This window comes from Bradyrhizobium sp. STM 3561, assembly GCF_045571455.1.
Taxonomy (GTDB): Bacteria; Pseudomonadota; Alphaproteobacteria; order Rhizobiales; family Xanthobacteraceae; genus Bradyrhizobium; species Bradyrhizobium vignae.
Map to the genome: position 1 here is coordinate 1,081,036 of NZ_CP120695.1, position 20,604 is coordinate 1,101,639.

At 60.3% G+C, this 20,604-nt stretch carries 19 protein-coding genes and 1 pseudogene; 6 read left to right on the forward strand and 14 right to left on the reverse strand.

Going from position 1 to position 20,604, the window contains the following annotated elements; genetic code table 11:
* Positions 1-65: 65 nt before the first annotated feature.
* Positions 66-1,289: a carboxylate-amine ligase gene (locus P6U28_RS04810; RefSeq protein WP_407121845.1), complete on the reverse strand. Its 1,224-nt coding sequence runs from the start codon at positions 1,287-1,289 to the stop codon at positions 66-68.
* 2 nt (positions 1,290-1,291) lie between these two features.
* Positions 1,292-2,110: a gamma-glutamyl-gamma-aminobutyrate hydrolase family protein gene (locus P6U28_RS04815; RefSeq protein ID WP_244607727.1), complete on the reverse strand. Its 819-nt coding sequence runs from the start codon at positions 2,108-2,110 to the stop codon at positions 1,292-1,294.
* Between the two features lie 454 nt (positions 2,111-2,564).
* Between P6U28_RS04815 and P6U28_RS04820 the strand changes: the two genes are divergently transcribed.
* Positions 2,565-2,753 carry a hypothetical protein gene (locus P6U28_RS04820; RefSeq protein ID WP_122404637.1) on the forward strand — a complete coding sequence of 63 codons (189 nt, stop codon included), beginning with the start codon at positions 2,565-2,567 and terminating at the stop codon, positions 2,751-2,753.
* A 109-nt stretch (positions 2,754-2,862) separates the two neighbouring features.
* Here P6U28_RS04820 and P6U28_RS04825 read toward each other — a convergent pair.
* The 3 genes and pseudogenes from P6U28_RS04825 to P6U28_RS04835 form a co-directional block, all read right to left on the reverse strand.
* Positions 2,863-3,311: pseudogene (locus P6U28_RS04825) on the reverse strand (manganese catalase family protein); the annotation flags it as partial.
* A 229-nt stretch (positions 3,312-3,540) separates the two neighbouring features.
* The gene (locus tag P6U28_RS04830; protein WP_122404636.1) at positions 3,541-4,425 is read right to left on the reverse strand and encodes an MBL fold metallo-hydrolase; all 885 of its coding nucleotides are present in this window, start codon (positions 4,423-4,425) and stop codon (positions 3,541-3,543) included.
* 26 nt (positions 4,426-4,451) lie between these two features.
* Entirely contained in the window at positions 4,452-5,021 is a 570-nt protein-coding gene (locus tag P6U28_RS04835; RefSeq protein WP_283809900.1) for an NADH-quinone oxidoreductase subunit B family protein, read from the reverse strand.
* A 236-nt stretch (positions 5,022-5,257) separates the two neighbouring features.
* On the opposite strand from P6U28_RS04835, the gene P6U28_RS04840 reads away from it, so the two are divergent.
* Complete coding sequence (locus P6U28_RS04840) at positions 5,258-5,755, forward strand: ferritin-like domain-containing protein (RefSeq protein WP_122404634.1); 498 nt, start codon at positions 5,258-5,260, stop codon at positions 5,753-5,755.
* A 320-nt stretch (positions 5,756-6,075) separates the two neighbouring features.
* On the forward strand, positions 6,076-7,704 hold the full coding sequence (locus P6U28_RS04845; RefSeq protein ID WP_122404633.1) for an alpha-amylase family glycosyl hydrolase: 1,629 nt from the start codon (positions 6,076-6,078) through the stop codon (positions 7,702-7,704).
* Between the two features lie 236 nt (positions 7,705-7,940).
* Here P6U28_RS04845 and P6U28_RS04850 read toward each other — a convergent pair whose 3' ends face one another.
* The 6 genes from P6U28_RS04850 to P6U28_RS04875 form a co-directional block, all read right to left on the reverse strand.
* Positions 7,941-8,474, reverse strand: a complete 534-nt coding sequence (locus tag P6U28_RS04850; RefSeq protein ID WP_244607726.1) for an inorganic diphosphatase — start codon at positions 8,472-8,474, stop codon at positions 7,941-7,943.
* A gap of 161 nt (positions 8,475-8,635) precedes the next feature.
* Positions 8,636-9,115: a DUF2269 domain-containing protein gene (locus tag P6U28_RS04855; RefSeq protein WP_122404632.1), complete on the reverse strand. Its 480-nt coding sequence runs from the start codon at positions 9,113-9,115 to the stop codon at positions 8,636-8,638.
* Positions 9,115-10,158, reverse strand: a complete 1,044-nt coding sequence (locus P6U28_RS04860) for an SDR family oxidoreductase (RefSeq protein ID WP_122404631.1) — start codon at positions 10,156-10,158, stop codon at positions 9,115-9,117. Before P6U28_RS04860 ends, P6U28_RS04855 begins: the two co-directional genes overlap by 1 nt.
* A gap of 159 nt (positions 10,159-10,317) precedes the next feature.
* Positions 10,318-10,656 (reverse strand): hypothetical protein, encoded by a 339-nt coding sequence (locus P6U28_RS04865; RefSeq protein WP_181956125.1) that lies wholly within the window; start codon positions 10,654-10,656, stop codon positions 10,318-10,320.
* 255 nt (positions 10,657-10,911) lie between these two features.
* A complete protein-coding gene (locus tag P6U28_RS04870) occupies positions 10,912-11,112 on the reverse strand; it encodes a helix-turn-helix domain-containing protein (RefSeq protein ID WP_407121846.1) in 201 nt (66 codons plus the stop codon).
* A 125-nt stretch (positions 11,113-11,237) separates the two neighbouring features.
* Positions 11,238-11,888, reverse strand: coding sequence for a hypothetical protein (locus P6U28_RS04875; RefSeq protein WP_145987037.1), 651 nt, complete (start codon positions 11,886-11,888; stop codon positions 11,238-11,240).
* A gap of 551 nt (positions 11,889-12,439) precedes the next feature.
* Here P6U28_RS04875 and P6U28_RS04880 point away from each other — a divergent pair.
* The 3 genes from P6U28_RS04880 to P6U28_RS04890 all read left to right on the forward strand — a co-directional run bounded on the left by P6U28_RS04880 (position 12,440) and on the right by P6U28_RS04890 (position 15,857).
* Positions 12,440-13,411: an ABC transporter substrate-binding protein gene (locus tag P6U28_RS04880; protein WP_160118865.1), complete on the forward strand. Its 972-nt coding sequence runs from the start codon at positions 12,440-12,442 to the stop codon at positions 13,409-13,411.
* Between the two features lie 482 nt (positions 13,412-13,893).
* The gene (locus tag P6U28_RS04885) at positions 13,894-14,757 is read left to right on the forward strand and encodes an ABC transporter substrate-binding protein (RefSeq protein WP_160118864.1); all 864 of its coding nucleotides are present in this window, start codon (positions 13,894-13,896) and stop codon (positions 14,755-14,757) included.
* A gap of 125 nt (positions 14,758-14,882) precedes the next feature.
* Positions 14,883-15,857 (forward strand): ABC transporter substrate-binding protein, encoded by a 975-nt coding sequence (locus tag P6U28_RS04890; protein ID WP_407121847.1) that lies wholly within the window; start codon positions 14,883-14,885, stop codon positions 15,855-15,857.
* 490 nt (positions 15,858-16,347) lie between these two features.
* Here P6U28_RS04890 and P6U28_RS04895 read toward each other — a convergent pair whose 3' ends face one another.
* Genes P6U28_RS04895 through P6U28_RS04905 form a run of 3 tightly spaced genes read right to left on the reverse strand, consistent with a single transcriptional unit; the run spans position 16,348 to position 20,548 of the window.
* Positions 16,348-17,598, reverse strand: coding sequence for an adenylate/guanylate cyclase domain-containing protein (locus tag P6U28_RS04895; RefSeq protein WP_122404626.1), 1,251 nt, complete (start codon positions 17,596-17,598; stop codon positions 16,348-16,350).
* Positions 17,595-17,984, reverse strand: a complete 390-nt coding sequence (locus P6U28_RS04900; protein WP_122404625.1) for a response regulator — start codon at positions 17,982-17,984, stop codon at positions 17,595-17,597. The genes P6U28_RS04895 and P6U28_RS04900 overlap by 4 nt, the downstream gene beginning before the upstream one ends.
* Entirely contained in the window at positions 17,981-20,548 is a 2,568-nt protein-coding gene (locus P6U28_RS04905) for an ATP-binding protein (protein WP_122404624.1), read from the reverse strand. The genes P6U28_RS04900 and P6U28_RS04905 overlap by 4 nt, the downstream gene beginning before the upstream one ends.
* Positions 20,549-20,604 lie beyond the last annotated feature (56 nt).

Below are 20,604 nucleotides of genomic sequence, written 5' to 3' on the forward strand. Positions count from 1 at the left end.
GATCGTGTTGCATTAGAACGAACGTCTTGAGCCAGTGCCTTGTCGAATAGATATCGCTTTGGCCTTCACTTGGATACGACATCACTTTGAGCCAATTCCGATCCAAAGGATTCTCGTGTTGCGAAAGGCTCCCGAACCTTCTTCGGCTCGTTGTTCCGAGCAGTGAAGTCGCCGGTCTCTGTCGAAGTCCTTAGCCATTTCGTCACGTCGCCGATCGCTTCCCGCGGCGAGCGGCCGAACTTGCGCAAGCCGCGGAAATATTCGAGCTGAAGGTGTGCCGACGTGCCGCGCTTGGGGATCGACATCAGATGCTGGATGTCGTCCTCGATGCCGAGATGATCGACGTGGGGTGCCACCATGGCGATCACCGAATCGAGCCAGCTTCTGAATGAGACCGGCTCGAACGACACCAGATCGATATAGGTGCCGTCGGTTCCGTAGCGCTGGGCGCGCCAGCGGTTCTCCTCGACCAGGGCGCGGTGCACGGCCGAATAGGTGGCGTTCAGCTCAGGATGGTGGATGGCGTGGCGGACCAGCGCGCGGAACAGCGCCGCGATCGCCACCGAATCCGCAATCGCCGTGCAGCAATCGGTGATGCGCAGCTCGAGCGTCGGATGCTGTAGCGAGGGCCGCAGCGCCCACCAGACATAGGTGGCGTTGGGGACAATTCCGGCATCGACCAACGTCTTCACATAGGTCTCGTATTCGGAAAGGTTCCGAAACATTTCGGGAAAGCCCGTTCGGGGCAGGGCGTCGTTGGCGGCATTGCGGTAGCCGAGCAATCCCGTCGGGTAGCCGCACCAGAACGGCGACGAGGTCGAGAGCGCCAGCAGCAGCGGCAGGAACAGCACCAGGCGGTGCATGATCTCGACGCGCAAATCGGGCTCGGGCACCTCGACATGGACGTGCAGTCCGCTGATCGGATTGCCGAGGCCGACCATGCCGAGGTCGCTGATGACCTTGCTGTAGCGGCGCTTGCGCGTCATGCGCTGCTGCTGCGGCTGCGCCAGCGGGTGTGTGCCGGCCGCGATGATGCCGACGCCGTGGTCCCTGCCGACCTCGGTGAGAACCGAACGGTAGCGCGCGAGCTCGGCCAGCGCATCGGCTGAAGACGTCAGCGGCGGGGTTGCCACCTCGATCTGCGATTGCAGGATCTCGGTGGTCAGGCGTTCGCCGAGCCGCTTCTGCGCCGCCGCCATGTAGGGCTTGGGCAGCTCGGATCGCGGCGCCGCGGACTGGCGGTTGACCAGAAAATATTCTTCTTCGATCCCGAAGCGGTAGCGATGCATGCCTATGCCGCCCGTTGCGCCTTGGCGTGGTGGCGAACCGCGTCGCCAAAGGCCGACAAAATCCGCGCCGATGCGTGGTCGGAGCTTGCCCAATAGTCCGGATGAAAAAGCGTGCCGAGCGCAAACGCGCTCGCGCCCTCGACGCTGGCGGCCTCGATCGAGCCGTCCTCGGCCACGGCTTCGGCGATCAGCCCCGGCGCGAGATCGGCGATCAGGAAGCTGTGCAGCGAATTCACGGTGATGGAGTCCGCGCCGCAGATCTGTTGCAGCACGCCGCCCTTGCGCAAGGTCACCTTCTGCCGCAGACGGTAGCGGGCGTCCTCGTTGTCTGCCTTGGGCGTGCCATGGCGCCGGTCCTCCGGCAAATCATCCGGCTCCTTCGCCAGCGTGCCACCGAAAGCGACGTTCAGCTCCTGGAAGCCGCGGCAGACGAAAAGAGCGGGGATGCCGCGCGCCAGCGCCGGCGGGATCAGGCGCAGCGCGACCTCGTCGCGGAATTCATCGAACGGGCCATCGCGCTTCTCGTCGACCGTTTGTCCATAGCGGGACGGATGGACGTTGGTCTGTCCGCCGCCGACAAAGAGGCCGTCGAGCCCGTCCAGGTAGGCATCGATATCAGCCTCGGGCGCTGCGGGCAGGATGCGCGGCACGGCGCCGGCGACGAGGCCGATCGCGTTGACGCAGACCATCGAGACCGAGGCGAGCTGCTCGCCGCGCGCGACCATGGAATCGGAGAGAATGCCTACCTGCGGTGCGCCGCTGCGGCCTTGCCACTGCCCGCGCGAGGCGCTGCGCCGCCACTGCTGCAGGCCGTACGCCACGGCATCCGCCGCGCTGCCGAATTGATGAATCGCCGCCTTGAGCTCTTTGACGTTTGTCCCTAATCGAAGTGCCCAGCGGCTGCAGGCAACGGGATCGTACGGATCAATTCTGGAGCGGGGCTCGTGCAATTGCTTCGGCTGCTTCTATTCGTGTGTCTGTGCTTGATAAAACAGCAATTGGGCAGAATGGTTGCTCTGCTCAAGTCTATTGCTCTGTCACGACGTTAACTTTTGTTATGAAGCGGATGTTCGGGCAAAGCCGAGGTACGCTCAAGGACTCCAAAGACGGGGCCAGCTCGTCGGAGCAGGCTGAGTAAGCAACTGAACACGCCCAAGATGACCGACAGTCCTCGCGAGTCGTCTGCCGATTCATCAATCGTGCGAGATTAACCTTTGTTGTGGGCGCCTCCTGCCCAATTGCATATTTTCATCTGATCAAGAAAAGGAAAACGCGATGGGATTGAAGCGCAGGCGGATCAAGCACACAACCTCTCTGGAAGATCGCTTGGCTCAATTCGCGGAGCACATGAGGAAGCGAGCCGACGACAAGCCGATCGGCGCTGAGAAGAACGAACTTCTCAAGAAGGTCCGCAACGCAGAGCAGGCTTTGGACATAGAGCGGCAGCTCCGGCAGCCGCACTGAAGTTCACTCGGGCGGATGTACGCCAGTGAGCCAGAAGGCCTCCGGTCCGAGCCCGGAGGCCTTTTGCTAGTGTTTAAGTTGAAGCAGATCAGCGGCCCGCTATTGGACTTCAGCTCAGCGCATTCGTCACGGGCGGCTCGTTCATCTGCTCCACCTGAGCGCCGCTGTCTGGCCGTGCGGGTCCAAGCACCGGCTCCTGGCCCAGCGGCTCGAACCCGCCGCGGAGCGTGAACGTCCCCTTGCCGTCGAGGGAAGGTCCTTCGCAGTAGCGACCCGTCTGCAGCGAGAGGCCGCCATAAACATGTTAGCTGAACTCGGTCGCTTCCTTGCTGCGATCGAAGCTGTTCGGGATCGGCAGCGACGCCTCGGCTCGCAGCTCCTCAATCACGGCGAGCCATTGCTGCTGATGCATGGTGTCGCGTGCGATAAGGTAGCTGAGCATGTCCTGCATGCCCGGTCTCTCGTCGAGTTGTAGAGACGTACGGATACCGTGCGTCCGGTGGATTCGAGTGCGACGTTGCCGTACATGTCGACCACAAGATTGTCGCTGGCGTAGATGCATTCTAATTTGCGGAGAAGCATTTTGCAGAAACGAATGCGGCCCCGGCGCAAGGGAGGGTCTCGCCGGGGCCGCTCGCGCGCACGTCTGGAAGGAAACGGCCCGAGGCGCGCGTTGACGTCTTTAGTGCCGCGGGAGGTTGCCATTCTATGGTGGGGCCGTTTTCGCCATGAGGACTACCAGACTTGTCTTACGCATGTCGCTCTCCCGAGGTTCGGCTCGGACCAATTACCTGTGGCCTTCACCCTTCCTCGCGGTTGCATCATCAGCGGCAATGTTGTGGGGAACGGCGACATCGTCAAAACGCGCGGCAAGCGTCTCCAGCGCGCCCCGCATCTCAGGCCCCTGCATCGCAGCGCCATGTCCCGTGATGACGATGTCCGGCGCGAGCGCGGCCAGTTTACACACCGAGGCCTTCGCGCTGGTCCAATCCGGCGTGAAATACATAGGAGGCCCGTGCATCTCCGGCGCTTGCGTCACCGCCGAGTAAACGGACTCCTGGCGCGTGGTGATGAACGCGTCGCCCGCGATTAGCACACGATCGCGATCTCGCCAGAGCGAGACGTGTCCCGGCGTATGGCCGGGCGTGTGGATCCATCGCCAGCCTTGCATGAATGGCACGCTTTGATCGCCGGGAAGATCATACAGGTGCGATGCGACGTTGACTGGCCTGGTCGGAAACAGCGGCGAGATCAGCGCGAGCAACCCGCCACCGACACCCGGATTTGCCCGCGGATACGAGCGACTGCCATCGAGATAGGGATGTTCGGCTCCATGCGCGTAGACCGGCACGTCCCATTCGCTCGCAAGCGTCTCGAGCGCGCCGACGTGGTCGAAGTGACCATGCGTCATGACGATGCAGGCGGGCCTGCCGCTGCCACCAAAACGTGCGCTTGCCGCGGAGCGGATCGCCTGGGCCGAGCCCCGGATACCCGCATCCACCAGCACCCATTTGCCGTCCCCGGCATTTTCACAGCCGACGAAAATCACATTGACGATGGCAAGCTGTTTGTAGGCGATGTCGGCGACGATCTGACGCGTATTGTCGTCGCGGTCCAGATCGAATTTTGGGTGCTCGGCGCTTGCCTCGGACGGTAAGGGAATTTGCGTCATTTCTTGCCAACCTGCTGTGGATCGTTTTATCGCTCGATGGTACCCATCCGCCGGATTTTCTTCTGAAGCAGCAGGACGCCATAGAGCAGTGCTTCGGCCGTCGGCGGGCAGCCGGGGACGTAGATGTCGACGGGAACGACGCGGTCACAGCCGCGTACGACGGAATAGGAGTAATGGTAGTAGCCGCCGCCATTGGCGCAGGACCCCATCGAGATCACGTATCGAGGCTCCGGCATCTGGTCATAGATCTTGCGGAACGCCGGGGCCATCTTGTTGGTCAATGTGCCGGCGACGATGATCACGTCCGATTGTCGCGGCGAGGCGCGTGGCGCGAAGCCAAATCGTTCCGCGTCATATCGCGGCATCGACATCTGCATCATCTCAACGGCGCAGCAGGCGAGTCCGAACGTCATCCACATCAGCGAACCCGTGCGGGCCCAAGTAATCAGTTCCTCTGCTGTGGCCGTGAAAAAACCCTTGTCGGCGAGATCGTCACGAATTTGCATGAAGTACGGATCGGACGCGTTCGCTGGCGACCCGTCGCCAGGTCGCCTCAGATCGTGGCGAATATCGGTCTGCGGAGGAGTGTCACTCATTGGGCCCTCGGCAGGCAGTCGGCGCCAAACGCAAGTCACGCTGCGGAAAACAGGCGTTCCGCAGGGGGGTTCCTGCATCCGCCAATGTGTTTGATGTTCGGCTATCGCAGGTTAACCGCCGGGTCCTGCTTCAGAACGCGGAGGCTAACGGGCAGATCAGGGAGCGAATGCGGCTTTGGAACGATCGCTGCGGGCCGCGGTTGCGGCAAGGAAGCCAGTCAAAAGGAGGATTGCCCATGGCGAACGCCGCACGCGACACATTCGTGGTTGGACTACGCAATGCACATGCGATGGAGGTGCAGGCGAGGGAGCTGATGGAACGGCAGTCGGAGCGGCTGGACGAGTATCCGGAGGTCAAGGCGAAGGTTGCAGCTCACCTTCAGGAGACCAACGAGCAGCTGAAACGGCTCGAGCGGTGCCTCCAATCCTGTGGCGAGAGCACCTCCAGCCTCAAGGACACCGCGCAGTCCGTCATGGCCAACATGCAAGCGATGGCGCACTCGGCCGCCAATGACGAGATCCTCAAGAACACCTTCGCCAACAATGCATTCGAGAACTTCGAGATCGCGGCTTACAAGTCGCTCATTGCGCTGTGCGGCGCCGCCGGAGTCACCGAGGCCAAGGCGGAACTGGAGGCATCTTTGAAGGAAGAGCAGCGTATGGCTGCGTGGATCGACTCAAACGTCGAAAAGGTGACGATGGAGTTTCTGGCGCATCAGCGGCAGGCCGCATAGCAGCACGGCAGCGGTGAGATCGCCCGTTTACCTTGCGCCGATCGAGATCTCGTCATCTCCGCCCCGCCTCAGCAGCAGATCTCACCCGCTGCATTGTCCATCCCACTGCACGGAGATGACTTTCAGCACCCCGTCCAATTTCGGCAGTTGTCTCGAACGGGTACCTGCCTCCATATCCTTTCGGATGGAGAACCCCTACCGATAACAGACGAAGAGCTACGGCAGCATTAGCAATCGCTTCATACGCTTTGAAACCGAGAAATCCTTTGGAACGGCTCAGACGGCCGACGAAAACTTTAGAGTAGAGGTCAACAGAGGCAATGACGGTCGACCGCTATCGCGAACATTCATGGTGGAAATCCGCCGTCATCTACGAGATCGCGCTGATCTCCTTTCAGGACTCGAACGGCGACGGCAAGGGCGACCTTGCCGGTTTGATGTCGCGCATTGATTATCTGAAGTGGCTCGGCGTCGACGCAGTGTGGCTGACGCCGATCTACAAGAGCCCCTTCCGCGACCTCGGCTATGACATCTCCGACTATTGCTCGATCGATCCCGCCTTCGGCAGCCTCGAGGAGTTCGATCGCCTGCTCGAGGCACTGCACGCCGCGGACATCCGCCTCATTCTCGACCTCGTCCCCAATCACACCGCGAACGATCATGCTTGGTTCGTCGAGAGCGCGAGTTCGCGCAACAGCGCCAAGGCCGACTGGTACATCTGGGCCGACGCGGCCGAGAACGGCGGGCCGCCCAACAACTGGCTGAGCCGGTTCGGCGGCAGCGGCTGGGAATGGTGCGAGGCGCGGCGGCAATATTACTATCACTCCTTCCTGGTGGAGCAGCCCGACCTGAACTGGCGCAACCCGCAAGTGCGCGCCGCGATCGCCGATTCCATGCGGTTCTGGCTCGACCGCGGCGTCGACGGCTTTCGCGTCGACGCCAGCGCGGTCCTGATCAAGGACCAGCTGTTGCGCGACAACCCGCCGAATCCCAACGCCGAGGGCAAGCCGCCGCCGCAGCGGCACACGACTGTGTTTACCGACGACCGGCCCGAGACCATGGATTGCATCGAGTTCATCCGGGAGGTGATCGATACTTATCCCGGGCGGATGCTGTGCGGCGAGGTCCAGGGCAAGACCGATCGCATCGGCCATTTCTACGGCAATGACCGGCCGCGTCTGCATCTGCCGCTCAATTTCGCCCTGCTCGATTCCAAATGGGACGCCCTCTCGCTGCAGGCCACGATCGACGCCTATTTCAATGCCATCCCCGACGATGGGTGGCCGGTGTGGGTCATCGGCGGCCATGACAAGCAGCGGATCGCGAGCAAGATCGGCGAGGCGCAGATGCGCGTGCTCGCGATGCTGCTGATGACGCTGCGGGGAACGCCGTTCTTCTTCATGGGCGACGAGATCGGCCGCAAGCGCGTGCCGATCCCGCCCGACTGCGTTCACGATCCCTTCGAGAAGCTCGTGTCCGGGTACGGTTTGTGCCGCGATCCCGAACGCGCACCGATGCGCTGGGACGACAGTCCCGACGGCGGCTTCACCACGGGCCGTCCATGGCTGCCGCTGGAGCCGCCCGATGGAGCGGCCAACGTCGCCGGGCAGCAGCGCGACGAGCGTTCGATCCTGGCGCTGTTTCGTGCGCTGATGACACTGCGGCGCGAGCATGCCGGCCTGCAACGCGGCGAATACGAACCGCTGCGGTCGCAGAACGACGTTCTGGCCTACAAGCGGAAGGCTGGCCATCACGAGATTCTGGTCGCGCTCAACATCGCGGCTGACCCGCGGAAATTCCACTGGCAAGGACGCGGCAGCCTGTTGATGTCGACGCATTTGGATCGGCCGGCCGAGCCGGTGCCGGATGCGTCCATCCTGCTCCGGGGCAACGAAGGCGTGATCATCGCATTCATGCCCGCTGATAACTTCGGAACTCCGAACCCTTGATCGGCTCCTCTAGGCGCCATCCAGTCTCAGGCAGAGATCAGCCTTCTCCCAGGGAGTACGCCGTAAGTATCAAATTGAGTAGTTTCTGAACACTATTCTCTGCAAATGCGCCGACCATCACCGGCGGAGCCTCCGCGGTAAGGCTCTCGGCTGTCGATGTGGGCCAAAGTCAGCATTGGCCCAACCCCACCACTGCTGCTTGATCTGGTGACGTCGGCAAGTGAGAAATTGAGGTCCTAAGAGAAACCCTGCGCTATAGGCGACACCGATTTATGAGCTTGATGGCTCGGCCCGGGCCGCACCAGCCAAGAAATTCGAGCTTTTTGCTTTTGAGAGCGTTCGTAGCATCGAAGAACTTTTCCAATTGCTTCGGTCGCTGTCGCCGGTAGGTTACGAACGTCAGGCAAATCAGCAGCAAAGAAGGAGTGCTGAGGCACCGCAACAACTCGGTCGTTTCTTTTTCTTTTGCGTTCGGTCACCTGAAGGACCTTGAGAACGCCAATGGGCCTGCACCGAAGGACGGTACCTCGGTACGTGGCGCCATCGTGCATCACCAACACGTCCAAGGGATCACCATCATCTGCCAGAGTCGACGGGATAAATCCCCAATCGTAAGGATAAGTTAGGCCAGCCATCAACGCCTTCGAAAGCGTAAACACCCGCAGCTCGCGATCGAATTCCAATTTGCAGCAACTCCCGCGAGGAGTTTCAACCACTGTCAAAATATTCTCTTTGTCGGCCCAGGTAGGCAGCTTCAAATAGTTGGTCATCTCAGATGTCCTCTGTTTGAAACGTGCTGTCAATTTCTGAGTTCCTATTGACAAAGACACAGGCGGGAACCCGTAGACGCAGTGGTCCTTGCGACGCGAAGTGGGCGTCAGGGCAGGGCGGCGTCTCTTAGAGCCGGGACGATCCGCCAAACGACTTCATGTTAGTCCCAGTACGGGATAGCCGGGCGGGCGATCATCAGCCAGAAGATAGCCAGCACGGCTGCGAACGCCGGAAATCCGAAGGTGAACCACCACCAGAAGAGACGGTAATACTCGGCAGGCAGCTTGGAGTCGGTCTCGATGGCGCGAACGGCAAGGTTGCGCATTCGCATTTGCATCCACACCACCGGGAGCCAGAAGGCGCCTGTCACCACGTAGAGTGCGATGGACGCCGCCACCCAGCCGTCGCCGAGGGAATACCCGCTCGACCAGGCGAGCCATGTGCCGGTGATCGGCTGTAGGATCACGGCACTCGCCGTGAACAGGAAGTCGGCCAGCACGACCGTCCGCGCAACGCCGGCGATTTCGCGCGGGTCGCCGCGCAGATGTGCCACCAGCATGAAGAAGGCGATGCCGGCCCCGGTGCCGAGCAGCACCGCAGCGCCAATGATGTGCGCCATCTTCACGAGGAAGTAGAGCATCAGCGATCCTCCCGGATCGCCATCGCGACCAGGTTGAGCATGATCACCGGCCATATCTTCAGCATTGGTCCGAGCGGGTCGGCCCACAGTCGCGGCACCAGGACGGTGCCGATCACGGCATAGGTGAGCGAGATGATCAGTGCTGCCCAGAGTCCGTAGCGGCACAACGGCCGCCAGAGAATGGCAAGGCCAATGACGATGTCGGCGAGCGCGCCGGCGGTGACGACGAGCGCCGCGACGTTCCCTTGCAACCCGCCTTCAAGCAGCAACGACATCCCGATGTTCCAGCCCGCACTCAGCGAGATGATGCCTGTGGCGATCCAGAACAGGCCGAAGACGTCGAAGATCAGCGGCTTGAGCGCATACAGCCGTGCAAACCAGCGTTCCTGCACCGAGGCAGGCTCGCCGGCGAGTGCGGCTTCGAGATCGCGCGGTGCAGTGCCGGTCAACTGGCGCCAGGGCTCGGGATCGCCGGTCGCTCCGCGGCGCATTTCCGCCTGTGCCGTCGTGTTGATGGGCGTCCGCCATCCCAGCATCTGCGCGACGTCTCCCGCGCGGTAAGCAACCGAAGCCACCCAGGATGGCAGCTGCAGGCGGTAGGCCGGCCTCCAGCGCAGCCAGCCCCGAAACAGCGCGACCGCGTCGCTGAACGCGATTTGCCGTGGGCCGGCCAGATCGATGGCGATGCGGGAAGGCGCGCCCGGCTGCAGGAAGAACAGCACGGTCTCAACGACGTCGTCGAGATGCACCGGTTGAATAGCCGCCGTGTCGGGCATGACCGGCAGAACCGGCAGGGCCGCCAGCCCTCGCAGCAGCGCGCTGCCGCCATAGGCGGCGCGGCCGATCACGACGGAGGGTCGCAGGATGACCCAATCGAGGTCGCGCGCCATCAAGGCGGCTTCGCCCTCCCGCTTGGTACGCGAAAAATCGCTAGGGGCATCGACATTGCTGCCGATGGCCGAGAACAGGATCACGCGGCGGAGGCCTGCGCTCTCGCAGGCGCTGTAGAGTGCCGCGCTTCCGGCGACATGAACGGCTTCCATGTTCTATGCCGCGACTGCATTTAACAATTGCCACGGCGTAATCAGCGGCCGAAAGGATGGGATAGGAGGCAAGGATCATTAGCCACTGCTCTTTGGCTGCATGAAAGCCTCCCGGTTTGGCTGATACCGGCGCTCCATCGGCACCAACGACCGGGCGCATCAAAACTGAGGTACGCTGGCGCGGGATGCGTAAGGGGCGTCTACCGGTTCGCCGTTGGTGCCGATCATATCGACGAGCAAAATCCTGCCCCGCAGAAAATATCGAGCGTGACGACCCGCAAAGGGGCGTCCGTGAGCCTCCCGGGTGGTGTCGATTCGGATGCCAAGCTTGCGCAGTTTGTGGATGTATCCACCCCAATGCGGGGCGGGACAGTCAACGTAGGAGCAGCCGCCTTCGCCGCTTTCAATCAGCTTCAAGAGTGCCCATGCAGCCCGACCGCGAATCGTCACGATATCCACGCCATTGATGACTGCTTTAATCGAAAGGACTTCGCTCACTAGCGGTCCTCCCTGCGCGAGAACCCTGCATTAACCAGCAGAGTTGCGGCTGTGGCGAGTGACACACGGCAGCGACGCGCAATCCAACGAACGCGAGGATCGGCACCGCGACGTTCTTGGTCGGATGCCCAATCGAATAGATCAGGATGCTGGTATCGTGGTTTCGGATGGTGTAATTTCATCTTGTTCAACTTCATGGAAATGTGGGTGAACAAATGCCTCGGCGCGGTGGTCAAGACTGCTGCCGAGGCGCTTTCATTTCGCTTGTGTTGATTTCGGTAAAGCGGGCGGCTGCCCATTGAGCCATTCAACCAAGTCGGCCTGCAGAATTAAGGTGGACTTGCCGTTCTTGCGCGCGCGCAGTTCGCCGCGTTTGATCGCATCGTAAAGTTTGGTTCTTCCGATACGCGAAGCGGCGCACGCCTCACTTATTTTTAGGACCAATGGGGTCTGCATTGTTGTCTCGCCATCACAGCCGGGACGGTCCCAGCGACCGCACCTGCGTCCATGCAGGTTCATGACGACCAACCTAGCGACCACCCTCGGCGAAAAAAGGCGGCGATTAAACTATTCGGCCGTAATTACCTGTTCTTTTTTGCCCAACGGCTGTTAGGCGCCCCTATCAATTCCAGGGCCTCATCCAATACCAAAGTTGAATTCTTGATCCGCCGCTCGTCAGAGGCGGTTAGCTCCGATCCTCTTTCTACGTAACCCACACGCACAGCTTCCAGATACCCCTGTGCTACGAGGTCTCGACGCGCGCGCAGAATGTCATTTCGGTCCAAATCGAGAGCTAAGCGGTGACCGTGCTTTAGATAGCTCTCAGTCTTTCCATGGTACGGGGCTTTTCGCTTGATAAGAGATTGGTAGATTTCACTTTGCTTTGCAGATGGCTTATTCTGGCGAGCTTTACTGATATGGCGCAGTAGGTTGCAAAGGCTCTCGCCATCCCACTTTGCTGGTCGACCACGACCGATATGAGATTGTGTGTAATAGCCAAGCAATATTCGCCAACTGAAGGGGTCGCGAGGATCCAGATTGAAAGCTTTGAACGCGCCTCGCGGCGATCTATCCCAGCTGCTGATGAAGGGAGACTCTAAATCAAGTGCATCCTGCGCTGCAGCCAACCAGTCGGCCTGATTGCTGTAATCGCGTCGAAAAGGAAATGGTGTTTGGCTGACTTTTTTCCAATGGGCCAAACGGGAGGAGGGAGTCTCCGGCTTTTTTGGCATCGCCCGTTCCTGAAATCGACAGTGAACCGGCACGAACATAGCCGAACGGCGACGATTAGCCTCATAGCGCTTGTGGATTTGCACAACATTGCCCCGATCGCGCCTCCAAGAGCCCGCATCGATTGTCCAAGGCATCCCGGCGCGGCAGCGGGGTCAGCTAGAGTAGCACCCGTTTCTTCGAAGCGAGCTGTCATCGCGCGACTGCACGAATGGTGAGGCAGAAGCGTTCTCGCTCAAGTGGTGAAGAGCTTGAAACGCTAAGACACCGGACGATTTCGCAGGCGAAATCGTCCCACTCATGTATGCATAAGGCTTAGCTCTTGCGCAGAGCTACCACATTGGTGTGGCGGGTTCACACAGCCAAGGCCCGTGGCTGACAACAGCCCAGCGGGCGGCGATGTCCGCTTCCGAGAGATGACCCGACCAAGGGCATGCTGGCTACCGAGGGCAGCCTTTGACCCACAGCGGACTACGGGAAAGTCTGCCAGATAGCTTCCGCTTTACCGATTCAACCGGATAATATGTTTTCATCTGGGCAGGGGCGTCAGAGTATGAGACGGCGCAAATTCATTGGCTTGGCAGGCATCTCGGTTGCTGCTTGGGCAGCACGATTAGCCAGATCTCAAGCCACGGGCCAACCGCGAAAGATCGGTTACCTGCATCCCTTTACGATCGACCCGCGTCTTGTGATTTTGACGGGGTTGCTGAAGCGCGGCCGTGAGCTAGGCTATATAGAGGGTGAGACGATCCTGTTACGATCTGCGCAAGGGGACCTTTCACGGCTGCCGGACCTCGCTCGAGAACTCGTTGATCTCGGCGTCGGGGTGCTCATCGTGGTCGGTCTGCCGGCAACAACAGCCGCACTCTCCGCGGCTCCCGACTTACCGGTCGTGGCAATTGATCTTGAGACGGATCCGATCAAGGCAGGCTTCATCGACAGTTGGGCAAAGCCCGGGCGCAATTTGACCGGACTGTTCCTCGATCAGACCAGCTTGACGGGCAAGTTAGTCACCCTGATGGGGGAAGTGGTGCCCGGCTTGAGGAAGCTTGCCATTGTTTGGGATCCGAGCACACGGCCGGACCAATTGGAAGCAGCCAGAATCGCGGCCGGTGCTGCCGGCCTCGAGACCCAGACGCTGACGTTGAGCAAGCCGGAGGAATTTCGCGACGCCTTCGCAAAGCTGGAAAGCACGAGCGGCGTATTGCTTTTGATTTCTCCGACGTTGACGGCAAACCCCGGCCTTTTTGCCGCTGCCGCTCTTGAATTCAGATTGCCCAGCATCTCAATCTGGAAGCCTAACGCAAAAGCAGGTGGCCTTCTCACCTACGGCCCCGTGCTAGGGCCCTATTTCCCTCGCGCCATGACAATGGCCGATACAATCCTCAAGGGTACCAGACCAGGTGATATACCGATCGAGGGGCCAGACCGCTACGAACTCGTTATCAACCTAAAGACCGCCGGGCAGCTTGGGATCGAGGTGCCGCCGTCGATCGCGGCGACGGCGGACGAGACGATCGAATGACGTCGGGGGATTTTCGCTACTGCCAGTCTGAATATGCCAGCTCAGTCTGACTATGTCCGTTGTTCGAGGAAGACTGGAAGTCGCATTTCCGGGCCGCTAGGGCTGCCGATGACCCACAACGGATGTGGGCTCTAGAGCGGATCAAGTCGTCGGTAATTCGGTAGCTGTCCCCGCAAAGAGCTTGGGGCGGTTTGCGGCTGCGCGACGTTCTGGGAGCTCTTGGTGGCACGGCAGCGCGGCCGATGGCGGCGCGGGCGCAGTCGACAACCGGATTTTGCTCTATAACATACATGGGATACCCTGCCGCTCCAAAGCAACGCGCGCCATCTTGCGCCAGCTAAGATGACTCGAAGTGTTCTTACATGGAACGTCGCAAGTTTTTGGCAACGCTCGGCTCCGCAGCACTGATATATTCGCGATCCGCTCGCGCGCAGACGTCTGGTAGGAATTACTGTTTCGCTACACTTCATCCAGTAGCGCCGATGACCGATACCAGTGGTCTTGGAAAGATCCTGCTGAGAGGACTGGCCCAACGCGGTTATGTCGTAGGACAAAACCTGACCTACCTCGCGCGTAGTTCGATGGGCGACAACACTAGAATTCCCGAATTACTACGAGAATTGAAAGCCAGTGGCGTCGATGCAATCGTTGTTGTTGGTTTCCCCTCGGCACTGGCTGCGAAGTCGTTAGGCGTCCCGATAATCGGCGCGCTGGGTCTCGGTGATCCGGTCGAAACGAGATTGATCGATAGTCTGGCTCATCCTGGCGGCAATATTACCGGTATCTCCGACGTGGCCTCGGCACTCACGACCAAGCGCCTATCCTTGTTAAAGGAACTGTCGCCAAATCTCCGAAAAGTAGCGATGCTCTGGAACAAGGACGATCTTGGCATGACGCTGCGCTACGGGGCCTCTGCCAAAGTTGCGCTGTCGCTTGGAATTTCAGTGCAGCCTGTGGGTGTCCGCGAACGGGATGATTTCAAGGATGCGTTCGAGCTCATGAACAGCGATATGCCGGATGCGATATTAATGGTCGCCGACGCGTTGACCAATCTGAACCGCAAGCGTGTCTTTGAGTTCGCGATCGCCATGAAATTGCCGGCTATTTATGAATACGACTTCATTGTTCGTGATGGCGGCCTGATGTCATACGGGCCAGATCTGACAGAATCATTCGAACGTACAGCTGCCCTGGTTGCCCGAGTCTTCGAAGGTGCAAAGCCGGCCGATTTGCCCTTCGAGCAGCCTACCCGGTATCCCTTTTTTTTAAATCTTAAAACAGCCGGCAGCATGGGCCTGCAGATTCCGCCGACCATGCTCGCCCTAGCCGACGAAGTGATTGAATAGTTTGCCAGACTTCCGGTGTTGACCCAACTCGGACATGGACGCCCGCGCGAGCGCGAGCCAAATTGACGCTTTCGGGATGCTTGATTGGTTCGCTAAGATATCACCCATTGAGCTTGGGGTCGGACATGCGGCGGCGCGAGCTTCTAGGTGTTTTGGGGGGCGCTGCGGCGGCGTGGCCGCTCGCAGCGACGGCGCAGCAGGCGTCGCGAACGTTCCGCGTCGGTTACTTGGCTTTGGCGGGTGCAGACGATGCAATCTTCGTAAAGGAACGACTTAAACAACTTGGATACGCCGAAGGCAAAAACCTCATTTTCGACATTCGCTCCGCCAACGGAATACTCGAAACGCTCGGCACTCAGGCATCCGAGCTGATCAAGGCCGATCCGGATGTGATAATTACCGGTTTTGGAACGGCGACTGCCAAAGCAGCCCAAGCTGCCACTTCAACTATTCCCGTCGTGTTCAGCAATGTCGGGGATCCAATTGGATCTAATGTGGTCCAAAGTTTAAGCCGCCCTGGCGCTAACCTTACAGGACTGGCAGGGCAAGCCGCCGAGCTCGGCGGCAAAAGATTAGAATTGCTGAGCCAGTTCGTTCCGAACATCAGCACCGTAGCGGTGCTTGAGGAGCCAGCTGCACCATTCACGATCGCCGCCCTGCCGCGGCTACGGGAGGCTGCCAAGGCGAAAGGCCAGCAGCTTGCACTTTGTGACATTAGAAGCGCAGCTGACGTTGAAAGCAGCCTCGCGGCAGCAGCCAACGCGGGCGCCGGGGGCCTCGTAGTTCTGGAAACTCCAGTGTTGATTGGTTTACGTGAGCTGATCGTTGACGCTGCGGCTGCGCTTAGGATGCCAGCCATCTATAGTGTTCGCGACTTTGTCGACATGGGCGGCTTTCTTTCGTACGGCCCCGATGCCCGACAGCTTTATCGACGCGCAGCGGAGCTTGCCGACAAGATTTTGAAGGGTGAGAAACCAGCGGAAATTCCTGTCGAGCAACCGACACGATTCAATCTGATCGTCAATCTTAAAGCCGCCAAAGCATTAGGGCTCGCCATAGCCCCAACTTTGCTTGCGCTTGCGGACGAGGTGATCGAATAGTTATCAGCTTGTTGCAGCTGCTCACCACAGACATTGGCCCTAAACGGACCAATCGGGCTGGTTCGTTGATAACGATATTCGGGGCAGACCGGAAGTCGCGCGCCGGCGCCGCGAGGAACGTTTTTGACCCGCAACGGATATCGGGGACGCTCTCAACGGTAGCCATACGACCTTATTAATTCAGTCGCTTCAGTCCGCCGATGTGACGATGAAAACTGCGCGGGCTTGCAAGTGCAAGCCGCGTTTCTTGCGCGCGTGATCAAGTTTTGAATAGCGAGCATGGCAGCTTTGATGCGGAAGCAGACTGACGCCTGTGCCTTCTATCGCGTGCTACGACCGTCTCTGTGGAAAATACGCGTCTCCCGGCGCTGGATTTGGATTACGAAAAGGCCAGAAAGTCTCCGAGGCGCAAACCGGCAACTTGGCCAACATTCCTAAGAGATTTCAGAGGATGAAAACTAATCAGGCATGTGGCTAGACTGCCGGCGGCCTAGTCTAATTGAATTCGGGCGCCTTTGGCACCATTGAGCAACCGCTTCAGGTGAAATCCAGCCAGCGCGTCGTCGGCGTGGGCGCCGACCAGCGCCGCGAAAGCTGGCATTGCTCCGACGTCGCCAGCCTCGAGCTTGGCGAACGCTTCCCCATATTGCGCGTTGGCCGTCGCCTTGAACGGAACGTCTTGCAGTGGTTCGAACGCGCGAAGCGGTTCGCTGCGGCCGCGAAGCAGGATATCGCCGACGGGTCGCCCCTGAAAATTGCCGGCGCGGTCGGCTGCCGCGGCGCTGACGCAGATGCGGGTGCCGAGATGCTTGTTGGCGGCCTCGAGCCGCGCAGCCGTGTTGATGGTGTCGCCGTATGCGGTGTAGTCGAAGAAACGGCTGCCGCCGAAATTGCCGACCAGCGCCGGCCCGGCATGAACGCCGATCCGCGTCGCACCGAAACTGACGCCTTTGTCCTTCCACCGGTCGCGGAACGCCTGGGCCCAGATGTCGAGGTCATGGGAGCAGGCAATGGCGCGTCTGGCATAGTCCGGCTGGTCGCCAGGCGCGTTGAACAGCACCTGAATCGCATCGCCGATGATCTTGGCGACCGTACCCTCATGGGCAAATACGACGTCGGTCATGCCGCCCACGTATTCGTTGAGCAGTGCGCCGAGCACATCGGGCGCTACCGTTTCCACCAGGGACGTAAAGCTACTGATGTCGGTGAAGATCGTCGCGATCTCGCGCCAATGTACCTGCATGCCGTCGCTGTCGCCGACCGCGGCGAGGCGGCTGGCAATCTGCGGCGAAAAATACCGCGACAGCGAGGCGTGCGCGCGCTCGGCCTCAAGCTGGCGGCGTCGGGCCTCCCGCATTGCCTCGACGTGGCGGATGGTCTTGTCGATCGTCATTTCGAGATCGCCGAAATCGATCGGCTTGGTCAGGAAATCGAACGCGCCACGGTTCATGGCGGTGCGGATGTTGCTCATGTCGCCATAGGCCGAGACGATGACGGTCGACTTCTTGTCCTCGGCTTCCTGCAGCTTGGCGAGCAGCGACAGCCCGTCCATCCGGGGCATGTTGATGTCTGATACGACCATGTCGACATGGGGGTGCTGCTCGATCGAAGCGAGCGCCTCGATACCGTCATGGGCGAATACGAACGCTACCGTGCCGTCGCGGATTTTCCGCCGGAATTTCTGCAGCACGAGCGCCTCGAGATCGGGCTCATCATCGACGACAAGGATGGTCGCGGTCATGCGGCCTGACCGAGGCGGTTATCGATCTCGAGACGTAGCAGCGCGAAATCGATCGGTTTGGTCAAAAGGCCGACGGCCCCGTTCTCGATCGCCTTACGACGCGTTTCGGCATCGCCATAGGCCGTAATCATGATCACGGGAACGTCGGGGCGCTCGGCGCGCACCTTCGGCAGCATTTCGAGCCCGGTCATCCCTGGCATGTTGATGTCGGAGAGGATCAGGATCAGCGAAGGATCCTTGATATCCGCCGCACGCTGAAGCGCCGCCGGCGCCGATGGGGCGAATTCCATCATGAAGCGGCCTGATTTCAGGTCGCGGCGAAACTGCTGACGAAACAAGGCTTCGACATCGGGCTCGTCATCCACCACGAGTATGTAAACGCTCAATTCCTGCCTCCGGTAATCGACTGTGCCGCCCCGGTTCTGGGCAGCGTAATGATGAATTCGGTAAAAGCGCCGGGCTCGGTCACGACGTCAATCGTACCGGCGTGTTGCTTCACGATGATGTCGTGGCTCATCGACAATCCAAGACCCGTCCCTTCGCCCGCCGGCTTGGTAGTGAAGAAGGGATTGAACATCTTCTCCTTCACCTCGGGCGGAATCCCGGTGCCGTTATCGCGGATCCGGATTTCCACCTTGTTGCCCAGGCTCCTGGTGGCCGCGCTCAGGATCGGTTCAAAGTCCTCGTCGCCGGCCTCCTTGCGCTTGGCCGCGGCATAGAACCCGTTCGAGATCAGGTTGAGGAAGACGCGGGTGATCTCTTGCGGATACAAGCTGACCTGTCCCGCGGCCGGATCGAAGTCGCGCTTCAGAGTGATGTTGAAGCCGGGCTTTTCAGCCCGCGCGCCGTGATAGGCGAGGTTGAGGCTTTCCTCGACGATGGCGTTGATGTCGGCTGGCCGGTGCTCGCCCGCGCCCTCGCGCGAATGCAGCAGCATGTTCTTGACGATCGAATCCGCCCGCTTGCCGTGCTGTACGACCTTTTCGAGGTTGCCCTTCAGCATGTGGGTGAGCTCGTCTATCTCTTCGCGGGTCTTGGCGTCCAGCGCCGCTGGTCTCAGCACGTCGTTGAGTTCGTCGATCAATTCGGCCGACAACGACGAGAAATTGTTGACGAAGTTGAGCGGGTTCTTGATTTCGTGGGCGATGCCGGCAGTGAGCTGGCCGAGCGAGGCCAGTTTTTCGGTCTGTACTAGGCGATCCTGTGCGGTGCGCAGCTCTTCCAATGAAGTCGCAAGTTCCTTGGTCCGTGCCTGAACTTCATCAAAGAGGCGGAGGTTCTCGATGGCGATGACTGCTTGGTCGGCGAAGGTGGTGACCAGCTCAATCTGCTTGTCGCTAAAAGCTCGCCTTTCCCTGCGAGTCAACACGAATACGCCCATCGGCACACCCTCGCGCAACAAGGGAATTGCGATCCTGCTCTGCGCCGGATTCGGATCTCCCGGCAGAGGCGACTGACCATCGACGAGGATGATCGACCTGCCTTCGGACAAGGCGCGTCCAACCGCTGTCGTCCCTCCCGGCTTGAAGATAAAATCCCTGAGAAATTGCTGTTTTTTGGGAGAGAGCCCGAAACTGGCGGCCAGCCGATAGGCGCCATCCCTGGGCTGGAGAATGATCCCCTCGTCCGCTTCGCACAGACGACCCGCCGACTCCACGAGCGTGTCCAGCACGGTCTGCAAGTCGAATGTCGAGCGGCTGATCACCTTGAGTACGTCCGCGGTCGCCGTCTGCTGCTGTAGCGATTCACTCAGTTCGGCTGTACGCTGCTCGACCTTGTTCTCGAGGTCGGCATATGACTCCTGCAGCCGTGCACCCATGTCGTTGAACTGGTTGGCAAGCCCTTCGAGCTCGTCGCCCGTCTTGATCGAGATGCGCTGGGTGAAATCGCCGCCGCCGAGCCGCGCGGCGCCGGCGCTCAGCGCCCGGATCGGGCCGACCATGCGCCGGGCGAGGAAGATTCCCGCGAGGACGGCGAAGATCGAGGCCGCCAGCAGCACGATCGAAAGGCGCTGCAACGCCTGATACAGCGACGCATAAGCCTCCGTTTCCGGCAGTTCGACGAACATGGTCCAGCCGAGCGGGGAGATCGGTGCGGAAGCCGTCAGCACTTTCTGGCCCTGAATGTTGAGAGAGCCTTGCAGCGCGTTGGCGTCGTTGGCGTTGCCGGCGCGCGCGGCCTGCACCTGCACTAGCTTGGACATGTCGGTGTTGCGCAGCACGAGGCTGATGTCGGGATGAGCGATCAGCCGGCCGCCCGAACCGACCACATAGGCATGGCCACGCTCGCCGACCTTGATCTGCGAGACCACGTCCCAGATCAGCTTCAGATTGACCTCGGCGATGCTGACGCCGGCGTCCTTGCGGGTCCCGGCTAGCGACAGCGTCATGTAGGGCTCGGACTCGCGGCGGAAATAGACCGGACCGTAATAGACCTTGTTGGCGACCGCCTCGCTGAATTTCGAGTCCTTGGAAAGGTCGAGACCCGAATCGACCACGTCCATAGCCAGCCGCGATACCCGCAGCCGCTCCTTGCCGGTCGAATCGATCTGGGACAGCTCGGTGATGGCCGGCACCTGCCGCAGCAGCCGGAGCGCATCGAAACGGCGGTCCTGCAACGAGCCGGCCGACCACGGCAATTGGGTGGTCCAGCCGAGCTGGCTCTCGATTTCTTTGATGAACTGGCTGATCTTGGCGGCGGCGGCTTCGGCCTGTTCGCGCTGAATCCGGATCAGGGACGCCTTATGCTCGCGATAATAGAAGAAAACCTCGAAAATCCCGTTGGAAAGCAGCGCCACGCTCACCACGGCCACGAACAGCGCGACATATTTGGCAAACAAACGGGCCCGGACCTTCGGCGCCGGGGCGGCCTGCACGGCCGGTGCATCCGCCGCAGACGACGCCGCCAGCGGTCGTCCTTGGGACGTGTCCGAATGCAGGGAAATGCTCATCCCGGCCAAGTTATCAAGAAGACTTGGCGCTGTCTCCCTGTGGATGACCAACTGAG

What these genes read in the sequence shown, in the direction of transcription:
- P6U28_RS04885 (WP_160118864.1), top strand. Translation starts at nt 13,894, where the DNA reads ATGACCGATACCAGTGGTCTTGGAAAGATCCTGCTGAGAGGACTGGCC.
- P6U28_RS04830 (WP_122404636.1), bottom strand. Translation starts at nt 4,425, where the DNA reads ATGACGCAAATTCCCTTACCGTCCGAGGCAAGCGCCGAGCACCCAAAA.
- P6U28_RS04875 (WP_145987037.1), bottom strand. Translation starts at nt 11,888, where the DNA reads ATGCCAAAAAAGCCGGAGACTCCCTCCTCCCGTTTGGCCCATTGGAAA.
- P6U28_RS04870 (WP_407121846.1), bottom strand. Translation starts at nt 11,112, where the DNA reads ATGCAGACCCCATTGGTCCTAAAAATAAGTGAGGCGTGCGCCGCTTCG.
- P6U28_RS04895 (WP_122404626.1), bottom strand. Translation starts at nt 17,598, where the DNA reads ATGACCGCGACCATCCTTGTCGTCGATGATGAGCCCGATCTCGAGGCG.
- P6U28_RS04850 (WP_244607726.1), bottom strand. Translation starts at nt 8,474, where the DNA reads ATGACCAACTATTTGAAGCTGCCTACCTGGGCCGACAAAGAGAATATT.
- P6U28_RS04880 (WP_160118865.1), top strand. Translation starts at nt 12,440, where the DNA reads ATGAGACGGCGCAAATTCATTGGCTTGGCAGGCATCTCGGTTGCTGCT.
- P6U28_RS04835 (WP_283809900.1), bottom strand. Translation starts at nt 5,021, where the DNA reads ATGAGTGACACTCCTCCGCAGACCGATATTCGCCACGATCTGAGGCGA.
- P6U28_RS04845 (WP_122404633.1), top strand. Translation starts at nt 6,076, where the DNA reads ATGACGGTCGACCGCTATCGCGAACATTCATGGTGGAAATCCGCCGTC.
- P6U28_RS04890 (WP_407121847.1), top strand. Translation starts at nt 14,883, where the DNA reads ATGCGGCGGCGCGAGCTTCTAGGTGTTTTGGGGGGCGCTGCGGCGGCG.
- P6U28_RS04810 (WP_407121845.1), bottom strand. Translation starts at nt 1,289, where the DNA reads ATGCATCGCTACCGCTTCGGGATCGAAGAAGAATATTTTCTGGTCAAC.
- P6U28_RS04820 (WP_122404637.1), top strand. Translation starts at nt 2,565, where the DNA reads ATGGGATTGAAGCGCAGGCGGATCAAGCACACAACCTCTCTGGAAGAT.
- P6U28_RS04840 (WP_122404634.1), top strand. Translation starts at nt 5,258, where the DNA reads ATGGCGAACGCCGCACGCGACACATTCGTGGTTGGACTACGCAATGCA.
- P6U28_RS04905 (WP_122404624.1), bottom strand. Translation starts at nt 20,548, where the DNA reads ATGAGCATTTCCCTGCATTCGGACACGTCCCAAGGACGACCGCTGGCG.
- P6U28_RS04860 (WP_122404631.1), bottom strand. Translation starts at nt 10,158, where the DNA reads ATGGAAGCCGTTCATGTCGCCGGAAGCGCGGCACTCTACAGCGCCTGC.
- P6U28_RS04855 (WP_122404632.1), bottom strand. Translation starts at nt 9,115, where the DNA reads ATGCTCTACTTCCTCGTGAAGATGGCGCACATCATTGGCGCTGCGGTG.